This is a genomic window from Sinisalibacter aestuarii, from assembly GCF_027923545.1.
GTDB classification, from domain to species: Bacteria; Pseudomonadota; Alphaproteobacteria; order Rhodobacterales; family Rhodobacteraceae; genus Sinisalibacter; species Sinisalibacter aestuarii.
Window position 1 is genome coordinate 208169 of sequence record NZ_BROH01000001.1, and the last position, 21879, is coordinate 230047.

At 64.2% G+C, this 21879-nt stretch carries 20 protein-coding genes and 1 tRNA gene; 17 read left to right on the forward strand and 4 right to left on the reverse strand.

Features of this window, described 5'->3' with window-relative positions; genetic code table 11:
* The first annotated feature begins 52 nt into the window (after positions 1–52).
* Together QMG28_RS01095 and leuB are read left to right on the forward strand one after the other, a co-directional pair.
* Complete coding sequence (locus QMG28_RS01095; protein ID WP_281840310.1) at positions 53–946, forward strand: LysR family transcriptional regulator; 894 nt, start codon at positions 53–55, stop codon at positions 944–946.
* Positions 947–1005: 59 nt separating this feature from the next.
* Positions 1006–2112, forward strand: coding sequence for a 3-isopropylmalate dehydrogenase (leuB, locus tag QMG28_RS01100; protein WP_281840311.1), 1107 nt, complete (start codon positions 1006–1008; stop codon positions 2110–2112).
* Positions 2113–2233: 121 nt separating this feature from the next.
* Here the strand turns inward: leuB and QMG28_RS01105 are convergent, their stop codons facing one another.
* Positions 2234–2671 carry a helix-turn-helix domain-containing protein gene (locus QMG28_RS01105; RefSeq protein ID WP_281840312.1) on the reverse strand — a complete coding sequence of 146 codons (438 nt, stop codon included), beginning with the start codon at positions 2669–2671 and terminating at the stop codon, positions 2234–2236.
* A 157-nt stretch (positions 2672–2828) separates the two neighbouring features.
* On the opposite strand from QMG28_RS01105, the gene QMG28_RS01110 reads away from it, so the two are divergent.
* The 15 genes from QMG28_RS01110 to QMG28_RS01180 all read left to right on the forward strand — a co-directional run bounded on the left by QMG28_RS01110 (position 2829) and on the right by QMG28_RS01180 (position 18348).
* Positions 2829–3776: a DMT family transporter gene (locus tag QMG28_RS01110; protein WP_281840313.1), complete on the forward strand. Its 948-nt coding sequence runs from the start codon at positions 2829–2831 to the stop codon at positions 3774–3776.
* 45 nt (positions 3777–3821) lie between these two features.
* A tRNA-Pro gene (locus QMG28_RS01115) sits at positions 3822–3898 on the forward strand.
* A gap of 147 nt (positions 3899–4045) precedes the next feature.
* Positions 4046–5476, forward strand: coding sequence for a DUF2793 domain-containing protein (locus tag QMG28_RS01120; RefSeq protein WP_281840314.1), 1431 nt, complete (start codon positions 4046–4048; stop codon positions 5474–5476).
* Entirely contained in the window at positions 5469–5888 is a 420-nt protein-coding gene (locus QMG28_RS01125) for a hypothetical protein (protein WP_281840315.1), read from the forward strand. Before QMG28_RS01120 ends, QMG28_RS01125 begins: the two co-directional genes overlap by 8 nt.
* A 78-nt stretch (positions 5889–5966) precedes the next feature.
* Positions 5967–6404, forward strand: coding sequence for a type II 3-dehydroquinate dehydratase (gene aroQ / locus QMG28_RS01130; protein ID WP_281840316.1), 438 nt, complete (start codon positions 5967–5969; stop codon positions 6402–6404).
* A complete protein-coding gene (gene aroE / locus QMG28_RS01135) occupies positions 6401–7219 on the forward strand; it encodes a shikimate dehydrogenase (protein WP_281840317.1) in 819 nt (272 codons plus the stop codon). The genes aroQ and aroE overlap by 4 nt, the downstream gene beginning before the upstream one ends.
* 68 nt (positions 7220–7287) lie before the next feature.
* Entirely contained in the window at positions 7288–8493 is a 1206-nt protein-coding gene (locus QMG28_RS01140; RefSeq protein WP_281840318.1) for an NAD(P)/FAD-dependent oxidoreductase, read from the forward strand.
* An 85-nt stretch (positions 8494–8578) separates the two neighbouring features.
* Positions 8579–10030 carry a xylulokinase gene (gene xylB, locus QMG28_RS01145; RefSeq protein WP_281840319.1) on the forward strand — a complete coding sequence of 484 codons (1452 nt, stop codon included), beginning with the start codon at positions 8579–8581 and terminating at the stop codon, positions 10028–10030.
* Positions 10027–11337, forward strand: a complete 1311-nt coding sequence (gene xylA, locus QMG28_RS01150) for a xylose isomerase (protein ID WP_281840320.1) — start codon at positions 10027–10029, stop codon at positions 11335–11337. Before xylB ends, xylA begins: the two co-directional genes overlap by 4 nt.
* A 3-nt stretch (positions 11338–11340) precedes the next feature.
* Positions 11341–12279: an aldose epimerase family protein gene (locus tag QMG28_RS01155; protein ID WP_281840321.1), complete on the forward strand. Its 939-nt coding sequence runs from the start codon at positions 11341–11343 to the stop codon at positions 12277–12279.
* Complete coding sequence (locus QMG28_RS01160) at positions 12279–13586, forward strand: cytochrome-c peroxidase (RefSeq protein WP_281840322.1); 1308 nt, start codon at positions 12279–12281, stop codon at positions 13584–13586. The genes QMG28_RS01155 and QMG28_RS01160 overlap by 1 nt, the downstream gene beginning before the upstream one ends.
* A gap of 60 nt (positions 13587–13646) precedes the next feature.
* A complete protein-coding gene (locus tag QMG28_RS01165) occupies positions 13647–14651 on the forward strand; it encodes an ArsJ-associated glyceraldehyde-3-phosphate dehydrogenase (RefSeq protein WP_281840323.1) in 1005 nt (334 codons plus the stop codon).
* 21 nt (positions 14652–14672) lie between these two features.
* Complete coding sequence (gene arsJ, locus QMG28_RS01170) at positions 14673–15911, forward strand: organoarsenical effux MFS transporter ArsJ (protein WP_281840324.1); 1239 nt, start codon at positions 14673–14675, stop codon at positions 15909–15911.
* A gap of 494 nt (positions 15912–16405) precedes the next feature.
* Positions 16406–16954 carry a TRAP transporter small permease subunit gene (locus tag QMG28_RS01175; RefSeq protein WP_281840325.1) on the forward strand — a complete coding sequence of 183 codons (549 nt, stop codon included), beginning with the start codon at positions 16406–16408 and terminating at the stop codon, positions 16952–16954.
* Between the two features lie 5 nt (positions 16955–16959).
* Positions 16960–18348, forward strand: coding sequence for a TRAP transporter large permease (locus QMG28_RS01180; protein WP_281840326.1), 1389 nt, complete (start codon positions 16960–16962; stop codon positions 18346–18348).
* Between the two features lie 69 nt (positions 18349–18417).
* Here the strand turns inward: QMG28_RS01180 and QMG28_RS01185 are convergent, their stop codons facing one another.
* The 3 genes from QMG28_RS01185 to QMG28_RS01195 all read right to left on the reverse strand — a co-directional run bounded on the left by QMG28_RS01185 (position 18418) and on the right by QMG28_RS01195 (position 21812).
* Positions 18418–19509: a TRAP transporter substrate-binding protein gene (locus QMG28_RS01185; RefSeq protein WP_281840327.1), complete on the reverse strand. Its 1092-nt coding sequence runs from the start codon at positions 19507–19509 to the stop codon at positions 18418–18420.
* Between the two features lie 218 nt (positions 19510–19727).
* Positions 19728–20504: an ATP-binding cassette domain-containing protein gene (locus QMG28_RS01190; RefSeq protein WP_281840328.1), complete on the reverse strand. Its 777-nt coding sequence runs from the start codon at positions 20502–20504 to the stop codon at positions 19728–19730.
* 3 nt (positions 20505–20507) lie between these two features.
* Positions 20508–21812, reverse strand: coding sequence for a sugar ABC transporter permease (locus QMG28_RS01195; protein ID WP_281840329.1), 1305 nt, complete (start codon positions 21810–21812; stop codon positions 20508–20510).
* Positions 21813–21879: the final 67 nt, after the last annotated feature.

Sequence of the window (21879 nt, forward strand, 5' to 3'; positions counted from 1 at the left end):
TCACCCAAGAATGAGAATTGCCTGAAATCTTTGATATGATATTCAGTATTGAATGGATAATACACTCGCCTCACTCGACTGGTCGTTGGTGCAAGCCTTTCTTGCCGTCGCCGAAACCGGCTCGCTTTCTGGCGCGGCGCGGGCATTGGGGAGCAGCCAGCCAACGCTTGGGCGCAAGGTGCGTGAGATCGAGGCGGCAATGGGGGCGGAGCTGTTTCGCCGGCACGCCAAGGGACTGGCGCTGACCGATGCCGGGCAGGCAATGCTTGCCCCGGCGCAGGCCATGCGCGCGGCGGCGGGGCAGATGGCGCTGATCGCGGCGGGCGAAGACCGGGCACTGGCCGGGACGGTGCGGATCACCGCCTCGGTGGTCGTGTCGCATTTCGTGCTGCCGCCGGTGCTGGTGGACCTGCGGCGCGCCTATCCGGGGATCGAGATCGACCTCGTTGCCTCGGATTCGTCGGAGAACCTGCTGTTTCGCGAGGCCGACATCGCGGTGCGGATGTATCGGCCCGGTCAGCTCGACGTGGTAACGCGGCATGTCGCCGATCTGCCGACAGGGGCCTATGCGGCGGCGGGTTATCTCGACCGGGCCGGGCGGCCCAAGACGGTGGACGATCTGCTGGCGCTCGACTGGGTCGGGTTCGACCGCAACGAGATGATCATTCGCGGCATGGCCGAGGCGGGCTGGAATGTGGACCGGAACTTTTTCCGGCTGCGCACCGACGATCAGGCCGCCTATTGGCAGCTTGTGCGCGCCGGGGGCGGCGTGGGGATCATGCAGCAGGCGATCGGAGAGCGGGAGCCGCAGGTGGAACGGCTGCTGCCCGACATGCCCTTGCCGGTGCTGCCGGTGTGGCTCACCGCCCATGAAGCGGTGCGGCGGGTGCCGCGTGTGGCGCGGGTCTGGGATGCGCTGAGCGAGGCCCTTGCCGCGCTTTCTTGACGCTGGGGACGCTTCCCGCTACGCCAGCGCCAACCCTATTCAAACCAAGGACAGACCCCATGAGTGTTGGCTCCATTCTCATCCTCCCCGGCGACGGGATCGGCCCGGAAGTGATGGCGCAGGTGCGCCGGATCATCGACTGGTATGGCGAGAAGCGCGGCCTTGACTTCGACGTCAGCGAAGACCTCGTGGGTGGCGCGGCCTATGACAAATACGGCGTACCCCTGGCCGATGAGACGATGGACAAGGCCCAGCAGGTCGATGCCGTTCTGCTTGGCGCCGTCGGCGGGCCGCAATACGACGTGCTCGACTTCTCGCTGAAGCCGGAACGCGGCCTGTTGCGTCTGCGCAAGGAAATGGACCTCTATTCCAACCTTCGCCCGGCCCAGTGCTTCGACGCGCTGGCGGATTTTTCGTCGCTGAAGCCGGAAATCATCTCCGGCCTCGACATCATGATCGTGCGCGAGCTGACCGGCGGCGTCTATTTCGGCGAGCCGCGCGGGATATTCGGCGAGGGCGATGCGCGGTACGGGATCAACACCCAGCGCTATACGGTGCCCGAGATCGAGCGCGTCGCCCGCTCGGCCTTCGAGCTGGCCCGCAAACGCGATGGCCGGGTCTGCTCGATGGAAAAGGGCAATGTGATGGAATCGGGCCTGCTCTGGCGCGAGATCGTGCAGAAGGTGCATGATGAGGAATATCCCGATGTCGAGCTCAGCCACATGTATGCCGATGCCGGCGGGATGCAGCTGGTGCGCGCGCCCAAACAGTTCGACGTGATCGTCACCGACAACCTGTTTGGCGATCTGTTGTCGGACGTGGCGGCGATGCTTACCGGCTCGCTCGGGATGCTGCCGTCCGCCAGCCTCGGTGCGCCGATGGAAAACGGCCGGCCAAAAGCGATGTATGAGCCGGTGCACGGCTCTGCGCCGGATATCGCCGGGCAGGGCAAGGCCAACCCGATCGCCTGTATCCTCAGCTTCTCGATGGCGCTGCGCTATTCCTTCGATCTCGGCACAGAGGCGGACCGGCTGGATGCGGCAATCGAAAAGGTGCTGGCCGACGGCCTGCGCACCGCCGATTTGCTGGGGCAGGATGGCGTGCAGCCGGTATCGACCGCAGAAATGGGCGACGCGATTCTCGCCGCGCTCGACGCTTCGCTCTGAGGCATCAATGACATGACGGCAGGCGGCGCGGGATCGAACCCGCGCCGCTTCGCGTTTCAGCAAGCCCCGAAGGACGGGGCGGGCATGACGGCGGCATAGCCCGGTGCCGGCGCGAAAACGCTCATGAGGCATTGTCGGAGACAAAGACCTCCACCGCCGAGAGCGCCGCCGAAAGGAAGGCAGGCGTGCCATAGAGAACGGCACGGGACACGCCCGTTTCGGGCTGGTGGACCACATCGAACCGAGCCGGCCCCCAGCTTGGATCCTTGCAGTTCATCAGCGCCATGAGGCTGGCGGCGAGGCGCTGCGCGTCTTCCGCCCCGCCTTCGGGGATCTCAAACACGGCGGAGACGCGCAGGCGCTCGCCGAGCGGCATATCGGGCCGGATGGCAGCCGGACCCGATGCAAGCTCGGCATGGGTATAGGCGCGCAGGGCGTCTTGCGTGATGCGCCAGGACCGGCCCGCCTTGCGCGCGGCCAGACGGCCCGTGCGGATATGGCGCAACACGGTTTTGGGATGCAGCTTCAGCAGTTCTGCGACTTCAGCGACGGTATACATGATATGACCTATTGATCTTTATTGCTCCTTACCAGAGATAATAAGGGAGCATAAATGCCCTTTTCCAGTGCAAAAGGAAATGGAGTCGTGCGACCTTTTCGCATTGCGTCCGTGCTCCATTGGTGTTGTTTACTCGGGCAAAGTTGATGGAGGCCCCATGTCTGTTACAGGCCCGCTTTACGCGCTCCTTTCCTTCGCGGTCTTTGCCACGCATGACGCGGTCATCAAGTTTCTCGGCGCATCCTATTCGCCGATCCAGATCATTTTTTTCGTCACCCTGTTTTCCTTCCCGCTCGTCACGCTGATGCTGATGGCGGAGCGCACCGAGGGGCATTTGCGGCCGGTGCATCCGTGGTGGTCGCTGGCCCGGACGCTGTGCACTACAATCGCCGGGTTTGCCGCCTTCTACGCCTTCACGGTGCTGCCGCTGGCACAGGTCTATGTGCTGTTGTTCGCCTCACCGCTGCTGATCACCCTGCTCTCGATCCCGATGCTGGGCGAAAAGGTGGGGCCGCACCGGCTGATCGCCGTGCTGGTTGGCCTGTGCGGCGTGATCGTGGTGCTCCGGCCCGGCGCGGCGGAGCTGAGCCTTGGCCACCTCGCGGGCGCGGTGGCGGCCGTGTTTGGCGCCACCGCCGCGCTGATCGTGCGCAAGATCGGCTCAGAAGAACGCACGGCGGTGCTGATGCTTTACCCGATGGTTTCCAACTTCGTGGTGATGGGGGCGATTCTCGCCTTCGTCTACAAGCCGATGCCTGTGGCGCATCTGGGTGGCCTCGGCGTGGTGGCGGTGCTGAGCTTTGTCGGCGGGCTGGTGCTGATCGCCGCCTACCGCAAGGCGGATGCCGCGATCGTCGCGCCAATGCAGTATTCTCAGATCCTCTGGGCCACACTCTATGGCTTTCTGTTCTTCGACGAGGGCGTCGATGGCTACACGCTGGCAGGGGCGGGAATCATCATCGCCTCGGGGATTTACATTGTCATCCGCGAGACCCGGCTTGGCGCCGCGTCGCAGGCGCCGATCACCCGCACACGCTCGCGCGGGGCCACGACGGCGCTGTTTCGCATTTCGCCGCTGCTCAAGCGGAAACGTCAGGCAAGTTAGGGCCTTGCCAAGCCTCCAAAGCTGGGCTATCCCGCGCGCCACGGTCGGAGTGTAGCTCAGCCTGGTAGAGCACTGTCTTCGGGAGGCAGGGGTCGGAGGTTCGAATCCTCTCACTCCGACCAATTGAGAAAACGCCGCGCCGGTCGCGGCGTTTTTCGTTTCTTCACCTTGGTTACGAAAGTGTCACCGTCCGGGTCCGGCGGTTTGGCCGTTTTTGGGGATTTGCCGGATATCACATTCCTCGGTTTTTTCACACCCGAGGAGGCTCCATGTCGGACAATTCGCCCCGTCTCGACCTGCCGTATATTCAGCCTGCGCAGGCCCAGAAACACGTCACCCATAACGAGGCGCTGCGGCTGCTCGATGCGCTGGTGCAGCTTACTGTCGTTGCCTTCGGGGCGGTCACGCCGCCTTCGTTGCCGGTGGAGGGGGAGATATATGCGCTCGGCCCCGGGGCCAACGATGCCTGGTCGGGCCGCGATGGCGATCTGGCGATGTATGTGGACGGGGCGTGGCAATTTCACACTCCGCAGCCGGGCTGGGCAGCCGTGCTGGCCGGCACGACGGAGATGCGGATTTGGGATGGCGGCGACTGGTCAGGGCTTGGCGCGGACTCGTTCGACAATCTTACCGGCGTTGGCATCAACACCACGGCAGACGGCACAAACCGGCTGGCGGTGTCGTCGCCTGCCACGCTGCTCAGCCATGAGGGCGACGATCACCGGCTGAAGGTCAACAAGGCCACAGCGGGCGACACGGCGTCGCTGCTGTTTCAGGACGGTTGGTCGGGGCGGGCCGAGATCGGGCTGGCGGGAGATGACGATCTGCATGTGAAGGTGAGCGCCGATGGCTCGGCCTGGACGGAGGCGCTGGTGATTAACGCCGTGACGGGCGCGGCGAGCTTTCCCGCCGGGATCGCCGGCGTGGCCGGATCGCTGAGCACCAACCGGACCTATTACGTGCGCGGCGACGGCTATGACGGGAATGACGGGCTGGCGGATACGGCGGCCGGTGCGTTCCGGACGGTGCAACATGCTGTGGATATAGCCGCCGGGCTCTATTGCGGCCCCTATACCGTGACCATCCGGATCGGGCCGGGCACCTTCGACGAGGGCACGAGGCTGCTTGTACCCGGCAATGGCAACCTGCGGCTGGTTCTGGAGGGCGCCGGCTATGATGCAACGACGATTTCCGGCAGCGCCTACGGGATACAGATAACGGGGCCCTGCGAGGTGACGCTGCGCAACCTGAGTGTGTCGGGCGCATCGGTGGCGCTCTGGGCCCGCTACGGCGCACGGGTGTTTCTGCGTGGCACGATTCAGATCGGCACGGGCAGCGCAAGGATGATTTGCGCCGATAACGGGGCCTATATCGAAGTGCTGAACTGCACACTGCTGATCGGCGCGACGGGCAGCGCCTATTTTCTCTACGCGACCGCTGGCGGATACATCTACCTCGGCACCGGGGTGACCGTGGCGACCACCGCGCCGGTCAGCTTCACCGCCACGGCATTTGCCAATCTGAGCGCCACTGCGCAGGTGAATGCCAGCCAGGTGGTCTGGGACGAAAGCGCAGGCGCGATCAGCGGCCTGCGATTCAACGCGAACAGTAATGGTGTCATCAATACCGCGGGTGGCGGGGCCTCGTACATCCCGGGCACCACCGCCGGCATCACGGCAACGGGAGGCCAATATGTCTGATGTAATCACCTATGACCCTGCCAACTGGTTCTGGCTGGTGGCCGAAACCGGGTGGATCTGGTCATCCCGTGCCGGAGCCTATGTCGAGGCGGCAGAGGACGGAAAGCTGACACGGATCGCCAGCGAGGCCGAGCTTTCGGAGGTGCTCGCGCCCTACGGCCTGCCCGGGCCGCGACCGCGCCCGGTGGAGGCGTGGTGCCTGCACGCCGTCCTCGACATGGCGGGGTTGAGCGACCGGCTGGAGGCGGCGCTCGACGCGCTGACGCCGGACGTGGCGGCGGTGATCCGGGCGCGGCTGCGCTACGCGCCGACGATCGACCGTTTCGATCCGGCGATGGATCAGCTCGGCGCGGCGCTCGGTCTTTCAGCCGAGGCGATGGATGATCTCTGGTGGCAGGCGGCGGCGCTCTGAGAGTGGGGGCCGCCCGGGTTTTCTTGTTCCAGCGGGGTTTTGGTGGCAAACAGCATGGGACATCTGAAGGACACGCCCATGAGCAACCTGATCTACATCCTGAACGGCCCGAACCTGAACCTGCTCGGCAAACGCGAACCCGCAATCTACGGGTCGGACACGCTGGCGGATGTCGAGGCGATGTGCGCCGAGGTGGGGCACGGGTTCGGCCTGGCGGTGCAGCTTCTGCAATCGAACTACGAAGGCCAGCTCGTGGACTGGATTCACGAGGCGCGGGAGGACGCCGGGGGGATCATCATCAACCCCGGTGCCTATACCCATACATCGGTGGCGATCCTCGATGCGCTCAACGCTTTCGAGGGGCCGGTGCTGGAGGTGCATATCTCCAACGTCCACAAGCGCGAGAGCTTCCGGCACCATTCCTATGTGTCGCTGCGGGCCGATGGGGTGATCGCCGGCTTTGGCGTGGAAGGCTATGCGCTGGCGATGCGGCGGATGGGGTCGCTCCTGGGATGACCGACCGTTACGCCGTGTTCGGCAGCCCGCTGGGCCACACCAAAAGCCCGTTCATCCATTCCGCCTTCGCCGCACAGTTCGGCGAAGATATGAGCTACGAAGCGGTCGAAGCGCCGGTTGACGGGTTCGAGGCGGCGGTGCGCGCCTTCATCGCGGCCGGTGGCAAGGGGATCAACGTGACCGTACCCTTCAAGGTGCGCGCCGAGGCGATGGCGGACGAGGCGCTGGAAGCGGCCAATATCTGCGGTGCGTCGAATTGCCTGAAGTTCGAAGATGGCCGGATCATTGCCGACAATTTCGACGGCGTCGGGCTGGTGCGCGATATCGAGGACAATCTCGGCGTGGAACTCAAGGGCAAGCGGGTGCTCTTTGCCGGGGCGGGCGGGGCCACGCGCGGCGCGCTGGGGCCGTTTCTGGAGGCCGGGGTGGCCGGGATCTGCATCGCCAACCGGACGGTGGAGAAGGCCGAAGAGGTGGCGCATCTGCTGGGGCCACGCGGCTCGATCCATGCCTGCGGCTACGATGCCATCGGTCAGGGCTTCGACGTGGTGCTGAACGCCACCTCCGCCAGCCTGACGGGCGCTTTGCCGCCACTGCCTGCCGTGGCCTTCGAGGGGGCGGAGCTGGCCTATGAGATGGTCTATGGCAAGGGCAAGACGCCCTTCCTTGCGCTGGCCGAGAATAGCGGGGCCGAGCAGATCGCCGATGGCGTCGGGATGCTGGTGGAACAGGCGGCGGAAGCCTTTCAGTGGTGGCGCGGCAAGCGGCCCAACACGCGCCCGGTGATCGAAGACCTGACGATTCCGCTGGAATAGGGTCTTTTCCGGCCCTTTCCCTGCGCATGTCTTTCGGGCAGGCTCACGCGGCGATATGGAGGCCGCCAATGGCGCAAACCGACCCGACCCCGAACCGCAACAACTATGACGTGGTGATCGTCGGCGGGGCGATCATGGGATCGAGCGTGGCCTGGTTTCTGGCCTCGAACCCCGATTTTCAGGGCCGGGTGCTCGTGGTGGAACGCGATCCGGGCTATGGGAGTTGCTCCACGGCGCACACCAACTCCTGTATGCGCCAGCAGTTCTCGGCCCCGATCAACGTGAAGATCAGCCAGTTCGCCGCGGACTACGTGAAGCGGTTTCGTGAGGAATTGGGCGATGAGCGGGTGCCGGGGATTCACACCCATTTTTTTGGCTATATGTATCTCGCGGGCGATGACACCTTTGCCGGGCATCTGCGAAGAACAGTCTCTATGCAGGCGCAAAGTGGCGCTGGGACGGTGCTGCTCACGCCTGATGAAATCGCCGCGCGCTTTCCGTTCTACCGGCTCGACGACATCCTGCTCGGCGCCTTCGGCACCCGTGACGAGGGCTATTTCGACGGCGGGACGATGTTTGACTGGTGGCGGCGCAAGGCGCGGGAGCGGGGTGTGGAGTTCACCGCCAACGAGGTGGTGGCCGTGGAGCGCCAGGGCGACCGGGTGACCGCCGTGCAGCTGGCGAGCGGCGAGCGGATTGCCTGCGGTTGGGTGGTGAACGCCGCCGGGCCACGGGCAGCGCGGGTGGCGGCGATGGCGGGGCTGGCGCTGCCGGTGGAACCGCGCAAGCGCTACACCTGGGTGTTCGAGGCGGAGCGCCCGCTGGGGCAGGATCTGCCGCTGACCATTGACCCGGGCGGCGTGCATGTGCGCAGCGACGGCGGCTATTACATGGCCGGGGCGACGCCGGACCATGACCCGGCGGTGGAGCCGGACGATTTTGCCGCCGATCACGGGCTATGGGAAAGCAAGGTCTGGCCTGCACTTGCCAACCGTATTCCCGCCTTCGAGGCGATCCGCGTGGTGAACGAATGGGTGGGGCATTATGCCTATAACACGCTCGACCAGAATGCGGTGCTGGGGCCGGACGACCGGGTGGGCAATTTTCTCTATGCCAACGGGTTTTCCGGCCATGGGCTGCAACAATCGCCCGCCGTGGGGCGGGGGATTGCAGAGTGGATCGCCACCGGCGGCTGGCAGACGCTCGACCTCTCGCCGCTCGGGATCGGCCGCATCCGGCGCGGCGAGCGGCTGGATGAAGCCGCGATCATCTGAGCACATCCTCTTTCGTTGACTTGATCCGCGAGTCGGTTCATTATTTTTTTGGCGGCTGAAATAAATCGGCCGCCTGGGAGGAATTATGTATCTCGGATTGGATCTCGGCACGTCGGGTTTGCGTGCCATTCTGACCGATGGCGCGGGCAATGTGCTTGCCGCCTCGGATCAGAGCTACCCTGTTTCTCACCCGCATTCCGGCTGGAGCGAACAAGACCCGGCGGATTGGGTTGCCGCCGCCGAGCGCGCGCTGGAGGCGATCAAAGCGAGCCGCCCGAAGGAGCTTGCCGCGCTTCGGGCGATCGGCCTTTCGGGCCAGATGCACGGGGCCACGCTGCTCGATGCCGGTGACGAGGTGCTGCGGCCCGCGATCCTGTGGAACGACACGCGCGCGTCGGTGGAAGCGGCGGCGATGGACGGCGATCCGGCCTTTCGCGCGATCAGCGGCAATATCGTCTTTCCCGGCTTTACCGCGCCCAAGCTGGCCTGGGTGAAGGCGCATGAGCCGGAGCTGTTTGCCAAGGTCGCGATGGTGCTGCTGCCGAAGGATTACCTCCGCTTCTGGCTGACCGGCGATCATGCCTCCGACATGTCGGACAGCGCCGGCACCTCGTGGATGGATGTGGGCAAGCGGGCATGGTCGCCCGCATTGCTCGACAAGGCCGGGATGCGGCTCGATCAGATGCCGCGGCTGGTGGAGGGCTCGGACGTGTCGGGCACCTTGCGCAAGGAGGTGGCGGATCGCTGGGGCCTTTCCGACAGCGTGAAAGTGGTGGGCGGCGGCGGCGACAATTCGGCCTCGGCCTGCGGCGTGGGCTGCTTTGACGAAGGCGACGGTTTTGTCTCGCTCGGCACTTCGGGCGTGCTGCTGGCGGCAAAGGCAGGCTTTGCGCCCAGCCCGGAAACCGCGGTGCACACCTTCTGCCATTCGGTGCCGGACACCTGGTACCAGATGGGCGTGATCCTGTCGGCCACCGACAGCCTGAACTGGCTGGCGAAACAAACAGGCTCTAAACCAGCGGAATTAAGCGCTTTGCTGGGCGACCGGATCGACGGGCCCGGCAGCATCCGCTTTCTGCCCTACCTCTCCGGCGAGCGCACGCCGCATAACGATGCGGCCATTCGGGGGGCTTTTGTTGGCCTCGGCATCGGCGACGGGCACAAGGCGTTGACCCAAGCCGTGATGGAAGGCGTCGCCTTCGCGCTCAGGGACAATCACGAGGCGCTGAAAGCCACGGGCACCACGCTGACCCGTGTGCTCGGGATCGGCGGCGGTTCGAAATCCGATTACTGGGTGGAACTGATCGCGACTTTGCTGGGCGTGCCCATCGACCTGCCCGAACAGGGCGAGTTTGGCGCGGCGCTGGGCGCCGCGCGGCTTGCGATCGTCGGCGACACGGGAGCGGCGCCCGCCGAGGTGATGACCCGGCCCGCCGTCGCCCGCACCATCGAACCGCGCGCCGATCTGGCCCATGCCTATGACGACGCTTACGCGCAATATCGCGCGCTTTATCCCGCTTTGAAGGAGATCCTATGAGCACCGGTTTTTTTCCCGTCGAGCGCGTTGCCTTCGAGGGCCCCGACAGCACCAATCCGCTCGCCTTCCGCCACTACAACCCCGACGAAATGGTGATGGGCAAGCGGCTGGAAGACCAGTTGCGCTTCGCCGTCGCCTATTGGCACAGCTTCGCCTATGAGGGGCTGGACCCGTTTGGCGGGGCGACATTCCAGCGCCCGTGGTTTCCCAATGACAGCATGGACAATGCCCGGCTGAAGGCAGATGTGGCGTTTGAGATGTTCACCGCGCTGGGCGTGCCGTTCTACTGCTTCCACGATGCCGATATCCGGCCCGATCTCGGCTCGTTCACGGCCAGCAAGAAAGCTTACGAAGAGATCATCGACATCTTTGCAGCCAAGCAGGACGAGACGGGGGTGTGCCTGCTCTGGGGCACCGCCAACCTGTTCAGCCATCGCCGCTGGATGGCCGGGGCGAGCACGAATCCCGACCCGGAGGTGTTTGCCTATGCCGGGGCCACGATCAAGACCTGCCTTGACGCCACGCATCGGCTCGGCGGGCAGAATTACGTGCTCTGGGGCGGGCGCGAAGGCTATGAAACGCTGCTCAACACCGATCTTGCCCGCGAAGACCAGCAGATGGGGCGGATGCTCAACATGGTGGTCGAGTACAAGCACAAGATCGGCTTCACGGGGCAGATCATGGTGGAGCCGAAGCCGCAGGAACCATCCAAGCACCAATACGATTTTGACGTGGCGACCGTATATGGCTTCCTCAAGCGCCACGGGCTTGAGGATGAGGTGACGCTCAATATCGAACAGGGCCACGCGATCCTGGCCGGGCATTCCTTCGAGCACGAGATTGCGCTGGCGCAGGCGCTGGGCGTGTTCGGCTCGATCGACATGAACCGCAACGATTACCAGTCGGGCTGGGATACCGACCAGTTCCCCAACAACGTGCCGGAGGTGGCGCTGGCCTATTACCACATCCTCAAGGGTGGCGGCTTCGGTCAGGGCGGCACGAATTTCGATGCCCGGATCCGCCGCCAATCGCTCGACGCGGAAGACCTGCTGATCGCCCATATCGGCGCGATGGACACCTGCGCGCGCGGGCTCAAATCCGCCGCCGCGATGCTCGAGGACGGCACCCTGCCCGGCTATGTCGACGAGCGTTATTCAGGCTGGAATAGTGACTATTACCAGTCTGTTCTGGCCGGCAAGGTGAGCCTCGACGAGATCGCCGCGAAGGTCGAGAACGAGGGGATCGAGCCCGAGCCGCGATCCGGCAAGCAGGAATACCTCGAAAACCTCGTCAACAGGTTCGTCTGAGCCATGATCGCCCGCGGCCATACCCGGATCGGGGGGCGGCCAGTGGATGCCGCCAGGCTGGCCGCGGGCAACATGGAGGTGACGCTTCTGAGCTACGGCGCGATCACGCGGGATTGGCGGATCGGCGGGCGCTCGATCGTGCTGGGCTATGACGATCCGGCGGATTACGGCGATGATCCCTATTTCGTCGGTGTCATCGCCGGGCGCGTGGCCAACCGGATCGCGGGCGGGCGGTTCATGCTCGATGGCATGGCGGTGGACCTGCCGCTGAATGACGGGCCAAACCACCTGCACGGTGGCCCGCGCGGGCTGGGCAAGCGGTTCTGGGAGATGGAGGAAGACAGCGGTGCCAATTCCGTGCGGCTGACCTGCGTGAGCGGGCATGGCGATGGCGGCTATCCGGGGCGCGCCCGGTTCGAGGTGGTGGTGCGCCTCAGCGAGACGCGGCTGACCTACGAGATACGTGCCGAGGTGGACCGGCCCACGCCGATCAACCTGGCGCAGCACAATTACTACAACCTGACCGGCGGATCGCTCGCCGGGCATGAATTGCAGATCGCGGCGGCGGAGGCGCTGGCGGTGGATGCGGGCGGCATCCCCACCGGGAAGCGGCTGGCGATTGCCGATACGCCGCTCGATTTCCGCACCACGCGCGCGCTGGGCGAGCCGGTGCCGCAGGCCGATCTCTGCATGGTGCTGAGCGGCGCCGAACCGGCTGCCGTGCTCAGCGCGCCGGGCGCGCCGACGCTTTCATTCTTCACCGACCAGCCGGGGCTTCAGCTCTACACCGGAGAGCATCTCGGGGGCCGGTTCAGACCCTATTCCGGCCTGTGTCTGGAGCCGGAGGCCTTTCCCGACGCCGTGAACCACCCCGGATTTGCGCCGATCATCACATTTCCCGAAGCCCCATATTTTCAACGCCTGTCAATCGAGGTGGCCTGATGCGTATTCTGCTCGCCCTAGCCCTGATGACCGCCGCCGCCCAGGCCGCCGATCTGCCTGCGCCGGTGACGGATGCCGATTACATGGAAACCACGCCAGAGGCCGTGGCCCTCGGCCAGCTTCTGTTTTACGACCCGATCCTGTCGGGCTCGAAAACGGTGGCCTGCTCCACCTGCCACCACCCGCGCTTCGGCACCTCCGACGGGCTTTCGCTTGGCCTTGGCGACGGCGCGGATGGGCTTGGGCCGGACCGGGTGGCGCTGCCCGAAAACCTTCCCGAAAAGCGCATCCCGCGTAACGCGCCGGGGATGTTCAACCTCGGGGCGCTGCAATTCACCCATATGTTTCATGCCGGACGGCTGGAGGCCGACCCGACCAAACCGGGCGGCATCCGCACACCGCTGGGGCAGGAGATGGTGGCCGGGTTCTCCGGCGTGCTTTCGGCGCAGGCGATGTTTCCGGTTCTGTCCGCCGACGAAATGGCCGGGCATTATAGCGAGAACGAAATCAGCCAGGCGGTGCGCCAGGGGTTCCTCACCGGCGAAGGCGGGGCCTGGGATCTGATCTCGAAGCGGGTGGAGGCGGTACCGGAATACCGCGAGATGTTTACCGCCGTGATCGGGCCGCGGCCCATTGACTTTACCGATATTTCCAACGTGGTCGCCGAGTTCATCGCCTTTGAATGGCGCTCGGACGATAGCCCGTTTGACCGGCATTTGCGTGGAACAGAGCCGCTTTCGGGCGATGCGCTGGCGGGTATGGAGCTGTTTTACGGCAAGGCCGGCTGCGCCGATTGCCATGCCGGGCCGTTCCAGACCGATCACGGCTTTCACGCCATCGCCATGCCGCAGATCGGCCCCGGCAAGGTGGAGCGGTTCGAGACCGATACGCGCGATATCGGGCGGCTGCGGGTAACCGGCAATCCCGACGATATCTACCGCTTCCGCACGCCCAGCCTGCGCAACGTGGCGCTCACGGCGCCCTACGGCCATGACGGCGCCTATGCGACGCTCGAGGCCGTGGTGCGCCATCACCTCGACCCGGTGGCCGCGCTGTTCAGCTACGACATTTCGCAAGCCGTGCTGCCCGCGCTGGAGAGCGCGACGGAGTGGGATACGGCGGTGCTCGCCGATGCGCGCGAGATCGCGGCCATTGCCGAGGCCAACGAGCTTGCGCCGATGGCTCTCAGCAACGCCGAGGTGAGCCAGCTTATCGCCTTCCTGAATGCACTCACCGATCCGATGGCGCCGGCTGGGCGATTGGGTGTGCCCGACAGCGTACCGAGCGGGCTGCCGGTGGACAGGTGATGTCATGAAGCTGTTACACGGCTAACATATGGGGTGCCCGTTGCCAGTTTGGGGATGGGCATGACTCGGATCGCACTCAATGGTCTTGGCCGGATCGGAAAGCTCGCGCTGCGCGAGTTGGTGGATAATGGCTTTCCGGGTGAGATCGTGCTGCTCAACGATCCCGTGGGCACACCCGCGCAACACGCGCATCTGTTCGAGTTCGACACGGTGCACGGGCGCTGGGATGCCGAGATCGGCCATGACGATGAAAGCGTCACCATCAATGGCGCGCGCATGGCGATGCGCGGCGAATGGGAGATCGGCGCGCTGCCTTTGGCCGAGCTCGGCGTGGATCTGGTGATCGACTGCACCGGCGCACATCGGACGGCAGAGAAGCTGGCGCCCTATTATGCCGCCGGCGTGAAAAAGGTGGTCGTCTCGGCGCCGGTAAAAGAGCCTGATGCTGCCAATATCGTCTATGGCGTGAACCATGACATCTACACAGGGCAGGATCTGGTAACCGCCGCATCCTGCACCACCAACTGCCTCGCGCCGGTGGTGAAGGTGATCCATGAGGGGCTGGGTATCCGCCACGGCTCGATCACCACGATCCATGACGTGACCAATACGCAAACGATGGTCGACCGCCCGGCGAAAGACCTGCGGCGCGCGCGCTCGGCGCTGAATTCACTGATCCCGACCACCACTGGCTCGGCCAAGGCGATCACCCAGATCTTCCCGGAGCTGGAAGGGCGGCTCAATGGCCATGCCGTGCGGGTGCCATTGCTCAGTGCCTCGCTGACCGATTGCGTCTTCGAGGTGGAGCGCGCAACCAGTGTGGATGAGGTTAACGCACTTCTGGAAGCGGCGGCGAATGGCCCGCTCAAGGGTATCCTCGGCTTCGAAACGCGGCCGCTCGTCTCGGCCGACTACGTGAACGATCCGCGCAGCTCGATCGTCGACGCGCCATCGACGATGGTGGTGAACGGCACGCAGGTGAAGATCTACGCCTGGTATGATAACGAATGGGGCTATGCCTGCCGCCTTGCCGATGTGGCGCGGATGGTGATGGCCTCGCTGTAGCCCCCGGCCCGGAGACCGCCGATGACGGCCCAAACGCGCCCAGAGGGGCTTTCCGCCTATATCGCCGTCACGGCGGCCTATTGGGCCTTCATGCTCACCGATGGCGCGCTGCGGATGCTGGTGCTTCTGCATTTTCACGAGCTTGGGTTCTCGCCGCTCACATTGGCCTGGCTGTTCCTGCTCTACGAGGTCGCCGGGATCGTCACCAACCTTTCGGCAGGCTGGATCGCCGCGCGGTTTGGGCTGACGACGACGCTCTATGTGGGTCTGTTCCTGCAGATTCTGGCCCTGTTGGCGCTGTCACGGCTGCAGCCGGAATGGGCGATGGCCCTGTCGGTGCCCTTCGTGATGGTGGTGCAGGGGCTTTCCGGTGTGGCCAAGGACCTTGCCAAGATGTCTTCCAAATCGGCGGTGAAGCTGCTGGCCCCGGAGGGCGAAGGCGGGCTGTTCCGCTGGGTCGCCCTGCTCACCGGATCGAAGAATGCGGTGAAGGGGTTTGGCTTCTTCCTCGGCGCGGCGCTGCTCGGGCTGGCCGGATTCCACGCTTCGGTACTCGGCATGGCGCTGATCCTTGCCGTGATCCTGATCGCGGTGCTGCTGTTCATGCCGGCGGGGCTGCCGAAAGGCTCTAAATCAGCCAAATTCGCCCATGTTTTCGCGACGGATAGCCGCGTGAACCGGCTTTCGCTGGCGCGGCTTTTTCTCTTCGGCGCGCGCGATACATGGTTCGTCGTCGGCATCCCGATCTACTTTCACGCCGTGCTCTCGGACGGTACACCGGAGGGTGCGCGGCGGGCGTTCTTCCTCATCGGTGGCTTTATGGCGCTCTGGATTATCGCCTATGGCGCGGTGCAGGCCCTTGCGCCGAAACTTCTGAAAGGCGCACGCCGCAGCACTGAAGAAATCACCCGGCTCGCCGCCGTCTGGGTGGGCCTGCTCACGCTCATCCCGTTCGCATTGGCCGGGGCCACGCTCGTGGGTGGCACTTGGTTAACGCCGGTGCTGGTGGCGGGGCTGCTGGCATTTGGCTTCGTCTTCGCGATCAACTCATCGGTCCATTCCTACCTGATCCTTGCCTTCACCGGGGCGGAACGGGTGACGATGGATGTGGGGTTTTACTACATGTCGAACGCCGCCGGGCGCCTCGTGGGCACACTGCTTTCGGGCCTCAGCTATCAGGCGGGCGGGCTGCCGCTTTGCCTTGCTACTGCCGGGCTCATGGCCGGCGCGAGCTTTCTGGCCGCGCGGCGGCTGCGGTGATGCACAGACTCCAGAAATCCGGATAACTGGAGTTTGCGTTACCGGGAGACACTGAAATTCTTTTTGTTATTTCAAAGTGATATTGGATTTCACCCCGGCTCACAAACGCATCTTCATCTTTCGTCAAGCATCTGCGGGGACGGATGCCGGGCATATCCGGCGCAGGTCGCTGGGTTGGTCTCATCCCGCATAAGCAAACGCTCGGTAAGCCATTGCCGCGATACGAGCGATCAGCCCGCCGCCGCGCCGGTATCGCGCGCCGGGTTTGTCGGGCCAGCGGGCAGATTTGTGGCAGCATCTCTTCCCAAAATACCCTCAATTCCCCTATTTTTGCGCGACATGCCGTCTCATGAAACCGCAGTCTGTGTTGACCCAAACGGCAACGGGATGTCATACACGCGCAAATGACAAAGGCCCAACCCGGGCCGATACCCGTTGGCCGTGCCGCAATCCGGAGACCGGCCAATTCGATCAGGTCCGCAAGGGAGGGTTTCGTGGCATTTCTCGGTCGGCTGATACGGGCCATAAACGGGTTAAACACGCTGGTCGGGAAGGCGTTTGCCTGGCTGGCCCTCGGCATCGTGCTCGTTTGTTTCTGGGTGGTGGTCGAACGCTACCTGTTCACCACGACAAAGCTCTGGATGCAGGATCTTTACGTCTGGCTCAATGGCGCGATGTTCACCGCGGTGGCGGGCTTCGCGCTGATGCGTGACGATCACGTGCGCGTGGATATCTTCTACCGCCCGGCCTCGGACCGCTGGAAGGCCGCCGCCGACCTGATCGGCGCGCTGGTGTTTCTGCTGCCCTTCGTTGCCATCGTTATCAGTTATGGCCTGCCCTTCGTGCAGCGCTCGTGGCGCTTCATGGAAAGTTCGGCGAATGTCGGCGGCATGCCGGGGCTTTATGTGCTCAAATCGTTCATCATTGTCTTCGCCGTCCTGATCGGCCTTCAGGCCGTCGCCATGATCAGCCGGTCGGTGCTGATCCTGCGCGGACACGGAGACAAGGTGCCGCCCGACTACCGCTATCACAAGGCAGCATAAGACATATGGATCCTGTACTGATTGGCGAAATCCTCGCCGGATTGATGTTTTTCGGCGTGATCGGGATGCTGATGCTCGGCTTTCCCGTCGCCTTCACCCTGGCAGGGACATCGCTGATATTCGCGCTCGCCGGCATGGCCTTCGGGGTGTTCGACCCTTCGAATTTCGGCGCGCTGGCCAATCGTTACATCGGCTTCATGACCAACGAAGTGCTGGTGGCGGTGCCGCTCTTCATCTTCATGGGGGTCATGCTGGAGCGATCACGGATCGCGGAGCAGCTTCTGATGACGATGAGCAAGCTCTTTGGCCGGATGCGCGGGGGGCTCGGGATCTCGGTCATCCTCGTGGGCGCGATGCTGGCGGCTTCGACCGGCGTTGTCGGCGCCACGGTGGTGACGATGGGGCTGATCTCTCTGCCGGCGATGATGCGGGCGGGCTACGACCCGAAGCTCGCCTCGGGTGTGATCTGTGCCAGCGGCACACTCGGCCAGATCATTCCGCCATCCACGGTGCTGATCTTCATGGGCGACATGCTGGCGGGGATCAACGCGCAGGTGCAGATGGCGCAGGGCAATTTTGCGCCCACGCCGGTCTCGGTCGGCGATCTGTTTGCGGGGGCCTTCCTGCCGGGGCTGCTGCTGGTGGGGCTTTATCTTGGCTATGTTGTCTTCAAGGCGATCACCGATCCGAAATCCTGCCCGGCTACGCCGATGACCGCAGAGGAACGCGCCGGTCTGGGCAAGGAACTGGCGGTGGCGCTGGTGCCGCCGCTGCTGCTGATCGTGGCCGTGCTCGGCTCGATCCTCGGTGGCATCGCCACACCCACCGAGGCGGCCTCGGTCGGTGCCGTGGGGGCCACGCTGCTGACGGCGCTGCGCTGGCGGCTTTCGTTCTCGATCATGAAGCAGGTGGTGATCTCGACGGCGACGATCACCTCGATGGTGTTCATCATCCTGTTTGGCGCTTCGGTGTTTTCGGTCGTGTTCCGCCAGATGGGCGGCGACAATCTGGTGCACGAATTTCTCTCCAACATGCCTGGTGGCGTGACTGGTGCGATGATCGTGGTGATGATGCTGATGTTCGTGCTTGGCTTCATCCTCGACACGTTCGAGATCATCTTCATCATCATCCCCATCACCGCGCCCGTGCTGCTGGCGCTGGGGCTCGATCCGGTCTGGCTCGGCGTCATGGTCGGGGTGAACCTGCAAACCTCGTTCCTCACCCCGCCCTTCGGCTTCGCGCTGTTCTATCTGCGCGGGGTGGCGCCGAACGATGTGAGCACCGGCACGATCTATCGCGGGGCGATCCCCTTCGTGCTGTTGCAGATCGTCGCGATCGCGTTGCTGTTCATCTTCCCGGAACTGGTCACCTGGTTACCAAGCCTCTCGCGCTGACGCAGCCGCCACAGAACGAAAAAGGCCCGGAGCGAACTCCGGGCCTTTTGTGTTTTCTCCGCACCGGTCTCAGGTGAACGAGAAGTACTTCCGGCGCGCCTCGACGAAGCCGGCATCCGTGCCTTCGGTGCGCGAACGCAGGATGTTGAGCGCCTCGACATAGTTCTCGACCGTCTTCTTGGTGAGCTCGTCGCCGCCTTCGCGGATCTCGGTGAGCAGCTCGACCGACGCATTGGCAGCCGCTTCGAGAATCTCGTCGGGGAAGGCCGAGTGCACCGTCACGCCGTGTTCGTTGATCAGCGTCGCCAGGGCGCGCGGATCGTTGGCATACATGTCGGATGCGACCTGATCGTATTCGGCCTGGCAGACATCGCGGATGATGGTCTGGATATTGGCCGGAAGCTCTTCATACTTCGCCTTGTCGACGACAAGCTCGGTCGCAAGGCCCGGCTCGACGAAGGACGAGGTGTAGTAGTGGTTGCAGACCTGGTAGAAGCCAAGCGCGAGGTCGTTATAGGGGCCGACGAATTCAGCGGCGTCCAGCGTGTTGTTTTGCAGGGCCTGATAGACTTCGCCCGCCGCGAGGTTGGTGACCGACGCGCCGATCTTGGCCCAGACCTGACCGCCAAGGCCGGGGGTGCGGAACCGCAGGCCCTGAATGTCCTGAAGGCCGGTCAGCTCATTCTTGAACCACCCGCCGGCCTGGGTGCCGGTGTTGCCCGAAAGGAAGCCTTTCAGCCCGAACTGGTCATAGATTTCATCCCAGATTTCCTGACCGCCCATGTAGCGGATCCAGGCGGTCATTTCGCGCGCGGTCATGCCGAAGGGCACGCCGGTGAAGAACGACAGGCCGACCGACTTGTTCTGCCAGTAATAGGCCGCGCCATGGCTCATCTCGGCCGAGCCGTCGATCACCGCATCGAGCGCCTGAAGGGCCGGAACCATTTCGCCGGCGGCAAAGACCTGCACGGTAAGCTGGCCGTCGGTGGCGGCGGTGATCCGGTCGGCGAGACGCTGGGCGCCCACCCCGAGGCCGGGAAAGTTTTTCGGCCAGGTGGTGACCATGCGCCAGGTGATATTGCCCTGAGCCACAGCCGGTGCTGCCAGAGCGCTGGCAGCGGTGCCGATTGCGGCACCAGTCAGAAACTTACGACGCTCCATGTGAGATATCCTCCTCCGATCTTTCGTCATTCATTGTCGGTTGTTTTCCTCCGGTTCCAGGCCCGAAGCCCCGCCGGATTGTCCGCCAACACTACGGGCCAACACGCATAATTCAAACGGATTCTGGCAACGGGCGGGGTGATTTTTGCCCGCGCCCGGCACGATGGCGGTTCATGCGGCAAGGCGAGAGGCCGGTTTCGTCCACCGCCCGGCCCGCGTCAGGCAGCGGCGTCTTTGGGGTTCTTTCCGAGGATGATCATCGAAAGCAGATCGTCCTCGGTCACCTCGTCGACCTTCACGGTTCCGACAAGGCGGCCGTTCTTCATGACGGAGGCCCTGTCGCACAGGGCTTTCACCTGGTGGATATCGTGGTCGATCAGGAAAATGCCGATGCCCTGGCGCTTCAGCTCCTGAATGAGCTCGGCCACCATCCGGGTTTCCTCGACGCCCAGCGCGGCGGTCGGTTCGTCCATGATCAGGATCTTGGCGTTGAAGTAGACGGCGCGGGCGATTGCGACGGATTGCCGCTGGCCGCCCGAGAGCCCGGCCACCGGCGTGGAATAGCGCCGGAAGTTGGGGTTGAGGCGGGCCATGATCTTGCGCGTCTCGGCCTCCATCCTGGGATCGTCGACCATGCCGAGCCCGTTCACCAGTTCACGGCCGAGAAAGAGATTGGACGCGGCATCGAGGTTATCGGCGAGGGCGAGGGTCTGATAGATCGTCTCGATATTGTATTTGCGGGCGTCGCGCGGATTGCTGATTTCGGCGGGCGTGCCATTGACGAAAATCTGCCCGCCGTCACGCTGGTAAGCCCCGGAGAGCATCTTCATCAGCACCGATTTGCCGGCGCCGTTATGGCCGAGAATGCCCACCACCTCGCCGGGATAGAGATCAACGGTGACATGGTCGACGGCACGGATGCCGCCGAAGGCCTTTTGCATGTCGCGCATCTCGCACAGGGGGGTGCCGCTTCTGTCAACTGTGGCGTCAAACATGGCTCAGGTTCCCGTCCGCTTGCGATAGATGGTGTCGATCAGAACGGCGATCACGAGCACCGAACCGACAACGATGTTCTGGAACGGCGCATCGACGCCGACCATCGCCATGCCCGATTGCAGGCTCTGCATGATCAGCGCGCCCAGAATGGCGCCGTGGATCGTGCCGATCCCGCCGGAGAGCGCCGTTCCGCCGATCACCGCGGCGGCGATCACGCGCAACTCGTCGAGCGTGCCGATATCGTTGGAATGGAAGGTTTGCCGCGACGAGGCGACGACCGCCGAAACCGCCGCCAGTATCCCCATGATGATGAAGATCTTGACGGTAAGGAAGCGGATGTTGATCCCTGCCAGCTCCGCCGCCTCCGGGTTGCCGCCGGTGGCGAAGATGTAGCGCCCCAGCCGGGTGCGCTTGGCGATCACGGTCATGAGCACGGCGATCAGGATCAGCACGAAGACCGAGATCGGCACACCGTAGCCGGTGGTGTAACCCTCCGGCAGAACTTCGCCGCGCGCCTCGAACATGCGTTGCAGGCGCAGATGCGGAATTTCGTAGGCGTTGAGGATGGCCACGAAACCGAGGATCGAAACCGCCGCGATGATGCCGAGCAGCACTTCCGCCCAAACCGGCTTCACCGGGAATTCATGTGCGATCTTGGCGCGGCGGGACCGGATCATCGCCCAGAACACCAGGAGCAGGGCGATCACGCCGACGACCCAGCTCCAGGTTTCGCCCAGTGTGCCGTTGATGCCGCCGAAGATCTGGAAATTCGCGTCGAGCGGGCCGATGGTCTGGCCATTGGTCAGATACCAGCCGACATTGCGCCAGACGAGGTAGCCGCCCAGCGTGACGATGAAGGCGGGAATGGCGAGATAGCCAACCAGCCAGCCATGCAAACTGCCGACGGCGACGCCGGTGATCACGCCGACGAGGATCGCGGCCGGAGCGATGATCCAGCTTCCCAGCTCGATCCCGAACCATTGTGGCAGCACAACCGTCTGGGTCATCGCCATCATCGCTGAGGTCACGGCAAGCACGGCGCCGACCGAGAGGTCGATATGGCGCATCACGATGATGAACACCATGCCCGTGGCCATGATCGCAACCGAGACCGTCTGAATCGTCAGGTTGAAGATGTTGCGCGGCGTCAGAAACCGGCCTTCGGTCAGGATGTTGAACACCAGCGCGATCGCGATGAAGGCGCCGATCATCCCGAGCAGGCGGGTGTCGATCTCAAGCGTCTGGAAGAAGTTGCGTTTGAGCCGCGTCGGCTCCGTCGCATCGTGGGTGGGGGTGCTGTCAGTCATGGCCGCGGTCCACTGGGTGGGGGCCCTCCCCCCGCGAAAGGCGGGGAGAGGGTCGGCTTGTGTTTGA